The 4,337-nt window shown below is 56.6% G+C and carries 4 protein-coding genes; 3 read left to right on the top strand and 1 reads right to left on the bottom strand.

Annotated features, from left to right (window positions below; translation table 11 throughout):
• Window positions 1-489 (top strand): class I SAM-dependent methyltransferase (locus tag ACOSYY_RS09025; protein ID WP_421661937.1); only part of this gene is annotated, 489 nt, incomplete at its 5' end.
• A gap of 10 nt (window positions 490-499) precedes the next feature.
• Here ACOSYY_RS09025 and ACOSYY_RS09020 read toward each other — a convergent pair.
• On the bottom strand, window positions 500-1,177 hold the full coding sequence (locus ACOSYY_RS09020; protein ID WP_421661936.1) for an HAD family hydrolase: 678 nt from the start codon (window positions 1,175-1,177) through the stop codon (window positions 500-502).
• Between the two features lie 83 nt (window positions 1,178-1,260).
• On the opposite strand from ACOSYY_RS09020, the gene der reads away from it, so the two are divergent.
• Both der and ACOSYY_RS09010 read left to right on the top strand, forming a co-directional pair.
• Window positions 1,261-2,643 carry a ribosome biogenesis GTPase Der gene (gene der, locus ACOSYY_RS09015; protein WP_421661935.1) on the top strand — a complete coding sequence of 461 codons (1,383 nt, stop codon included), beginning with the start codon at window positions 1,261-1,263 and terminating at the stop codon, window positions 2,641-2,643.
• 161 nt (window positions 2,644-2,804) lie between these two features.
• Entirely contained in the window at window positions 2,805-4,079 is a 1,275-nt protein-coding gene (locus ACOSYY_RS09010) for a hypothetical protein (protein ID WP_421661934.1), read from the top strand.
• The last annotated feature ends 258 nt before the right edge of the window (window positions 4,080-4,337 follow it).

The raw sequence follows: 4,337 nt of genomic DNA, 5'->3' as shown, positions 1-4,337 counted from the left end.
GGTTTGAATCTGCCGCATTATCCGGAGACCGTCACAGAACTCCATGCGGTTGATCCAGCTCAGCTCCTCCCGAAAACAATCGCAGCACGCAGCGCCAGCCTTTCGTTCGCCGTTCAAATTCAACGAGGCACAGCCGAAAAGTTGCCCCATGCTGATCGACTTTTCGATTACGTGGTGAGCACCTGGACACTCTGCACAATTCCCGATCCGGTGCGCTCGCTGCAAGAAGTCCGGCGTGTCCTGAAACCGGGAGGGAGGTTTCTGTTCTTGGAGCATGGCCGGAGCGATAACCGAACAATCGCCGCATGGCAGGACCGGCTGAATCCGATTCAGAACGTGATTGGTTGTGGGTGTAACCTCAACCGGCAGATCGATCAACTGATGACTCAGGCTGGGCTGCGCATTACCTGGCTCGATCGATTCAGTATGAATGAGGTACCGAGATTGGGCGGTGAAATGTACAGAGGCACGGCAACCAGAAACAATTAGTTTAATATGCTTAGACTGATGATCGGCCATTGAGAAGCGGTGCGAACCCGGCAATAGAAAAAAACCGGGAGAGCGGAGACGGCGGTAATTGCGAACTCGACTTGGCGCTGTGAACCAGGTGGGCTACCCCGAATTCTTTCGCGGCCATCAGGCATCCTTCGTCATCATCCATGAACAGGGATCGCGACGGATCGAAACTCAACAAGCGTTGACAAGTCGGCCAATACTCCGGTCGCATCTTGAGATAGCCGACCTCGAAGGCATCCACAATCCGGTTGACATAGCGATCCAGACCCGTCTTGGCGACTTTGACCGACACGCCCGTCGAATGGGCGTTCGTCACGATGGTCACACGCTTCCCGAGCTGCCGAAGATGGCGCAAGAATTCCTCGGCGCCAGGGAGAAAGCCGATCATGTGATCGAGCTCTTTATGCATCGCCACCACATCGATGCCGACTCTCTTCGTCCAATAGTCCAGGTCCGTCCAAGCTAATTCGCCCTCGACCGATCGATACATCGCCATCAGGCGCTTGCGAGCTTCCTCAAACGGGAGCGCGTGCAGCGCCGCATACCGGCGCGGCAACTCTTCTTCGAAAAAGAAGTTGTCGAAATGGCGGTCGAGTAACGTGCCGTCCATATCGAGCAGCACATCGTCGATTTGAGACCAGTCAGGAAAGTGCCGAGTCATGGCGTGCAGTATAGCCGAACGGCGGAAGAGAAGACGAGGCAGGTTGTCTTTGAGAAAAACCCTATGTTACGGTCCGGTCAATTATGCCAAGGACGAAATCCGGTCCCAAACAAGAACCGACGCTGCCCTTGCTCTCAATAGAAGGCGGATCGCCTCCTCTTGTGGCCATCATCGGTCGGCCGAACGTGGGAAAGTCGACACTGTTTAATAAAATCTTAGGAATGAAGATCGCCATTGTGGACGACGTCCCCGGTGTAACCCGTGACCGCAACTATGCCGATGCCACCTACCGCAACCGAAAGTTTCGGCTGATCGACACGGGAGGACTGGATCTATCTTCATCTGACAGCATGTTGTCCTTGATTCGGCGACAGTCGGAACTGGCGATTGCTGAAGCGGATATCCTCATCGTGCTCTTGGACGGCCGCTCGGGTTTGACCCCGCCGGATCATGAAGTTGTGCGGCTGCTGCGCGGAGTGGCGAAACCTCGGTTCTATGCGATCAACAAGATCGACACGCCGAAGTCCGAGCCCTTACTGGCCGACTTCTACCGATTGGGCACCGAGCATCTCTACCCTGTGTCCGCGGAGCACGGCTTGGGTGTCGCTGAGCTGTTGGACGCCATTTATCCGCTCCTTCCGTCTGCCGATGAGTCCGACGAACTGCAACAGCTCCCTCGCGTGGCCGTGGTGGGACGCCCGAACGTCGGCAAATCTACCCTCGTGAACGCGCTGCTTGGAGAGGAACGGGTCGTCGTCAGTGATGTTCCGGGAACGACACGCGATCCGGTCGATTCGCTGGTCGCTCACCAGGATCAACGCTACGTCTTCACCGACACGGCCGGCATCAGGCGACGCGGCAAGGTCGACCGCGGAGTGGAAGGCTACAGCGTCCTCCGATCGCTTCGTGCCATCGGCCGGTCCGACATCGCGGTCCTCCTACTCGATGGTCTGGAAGGAGTCACGGAACAAGACACTAAGATTGCCGGGGCCATTTTGAAGCAAGGGCGTGCCTGCATTCTGTTGATCAACAAGTGGGACTTGCGGGATGGCGATCCGAAGGCGCGACAAGGGTATGAACGAGAACTCCGTCGCCGGTTTCCTTTTCTGACCTGGGCTCCTATCCTGTATGGCTCAGCTCTCAAATCTGAATCAGTCCGGCGTCTCTTCCCGATCCTCAAGGACGTGCATACGATGTTCACCAAGCGAATCCTTACCGGGATGCTGAATACCTGGCTGCAGAAGATTTTAGTCAGCCATCCGTTGCCGGCTCGCAAGCATAAGCCGTCGGCTGTGACGAAATCCGCCTTTATCACGCAGGTAGCCACCAAACCGCCGGTCTTTGCGTTGTTTGTCGGCCATCCAGAAGACCTCACACCTTCATATCTGAAGTACTTGGAGAATCAACTGCGCGAGACGTACCAATTCACCGGCACACCGCTCCGCCTCATGGTGAGGAAGAAGTAAGCGTACTTTCTTCAACATGGAGTTGACTCCGCTCTGGGCTCATGTTATTCGCATAGATGCTCGACTGTTGATCACAGCCGCCATAATTTTCAAGCTCGAAGGGTTTACGTTTTAGCCGGACGAAAGATTCACCACTTCCATCCTGAACACATTCGAGTCTTATGGATCGGTCTTCATACACCAGACGGTTATTGCATGCGTTGCTTCTCCTCGGAACAGTCAATGCTGGATGCGCCACAGCAAGTCTCGCGGACGGAGAGAAAGACCAAACACCGGCCTCCGATCCTATCCCCTTGGAAACTCAGCTCGATACCTCGCCAGCTACGCAACCTCAGACTGATCAAGCAGCACCCAGGCAGTCCTCGGAATCTGAGATCAATGTCCCGGCACCGACACAATCCCAGGCCGAAGATACAGCACCGACTCAATCCGAGGCCGATGAGGCTGCACCTGCTCGCCCCCAGGATGAAATCCCCGCAGCTGTCCAGCCTCAGGACAGCGAGACTCCACCTGCTCAGGCTCCCGAAACCTTTCCGTCCGCTCAGCCACAAGAGGACAGCCCTCCGATGGCTCAACAGGAAATTGCCCCTACGGCGGTCGTTCCTACTGAGGCGAACCCTTCCATCATGCTGACAGGCCGAGTCTGGCGGGCCAAGCCGGGAATCGTCTTCCTGAAAACATCGGTCGGACTTATGTCGCTCAGTTCGAAGACCACGCTGAAAAGCCTCCCCGCCTCGCAAGAGGTGTTCTTTTGGGTCCACGAAGACCATGTCGTCGTTGATGTTGTCAAGCGTACCGATGGAGCACTCGTCCACCGCTATCTGACCGGCCCTTTCAGGCGAGACCAGGAGGACGACACCCGATTGATGGGCTGGACACCGGAAGGCGAGAAGTCATTCCACATGGGCACATACGAGCGGGCGCTCGCTTCCCGCAAGGACGGTCAGTCAGTGACGGTCGAAGTGGACGGCGGTGACACCATCATCGGCGTACACGATCTGCAGTTCGACCTTCAGATCAGCCAGGTGGCGACCAATGGATCCAAGGCGCACGTGTTGCTAACCGGAACCATCTCAAAACTGAAGTCCAATTTCATTTTCTTCCGGACTCCCATCGGCATTGTCAACGTCAACGCCAAGATCGGGATCAAAAATGCCAAAGTCGGGCAGACCTTGACCGTGCGTATGCATGACGACCATCTCGTGGCGGATCTCTCCGCTTCCATCGATTCTGTTCCCATGCGGCGTTTCATCACGGGTCCGTTGGAATTTGCCGCTCCGGATCGAACCAGTGTGCGGCTCTGGACTCCGGAGGGAGAACAGATCTACCCGGCAAACCTCGCCAAAACCTCGCTGAACGGGGCAAAGGAAGGCACCCCTATTACGGTGGAACTCAACGGGCAAGGCGACGTCGTCGAATTCCATCGCATGAAGTGATTTCAGGAGCACTGTTCGACAGTGCCCTTCTACTGCGACAAACAATGCAGCAGCAGCATCTGCATTGTTCTCGGCGCAGACAAATCCTCACCGTATTCCCTCGGGAAAGAGCGCGGTTGGGCGCGCTTGGGGTGGGCGGGTGTAATTAGGCTACGCTTCCGGGTTTTCGAGAACCTGCCGGCTCACCGTCTCGCCGGCGTGCGCAAACATGACGCTCCTTACTCGTCGCGTCGCGCACCCTGCGGCCTCGCATCTGCC

The organism is Nitrospira sp. BLG_2 (assembly GCF_049222245.1).
The sequence above is the reverse complement of the archived record's forward strand: the minus strand, read 5'-3'. Positions and strand labels throughout refer to the sequence as shown.

Coding starts and splice junctions, on each gene's coding strand:
- ACOSYY_RS09020 (WP_421661936.1), bottom strand. CDS start 1,177: ATGACTCGGCACTTTCCTGACTGGTCTCAAATCGACGATGTGCTGCTC.
- der (WP_421661935.1), top strand. CDS start 1,261: ATGCCAAGGACGAAATCCGGTCCCAAACAAGAACCGACGCTGCCCTTG.
- ACOSYY_RS09010 (WP_421661934.1), top strand. CDS start 2,805: ATGGATCGGTCTTCATACACCAGACGGTTATTGCATGCGTTGCTTCTC.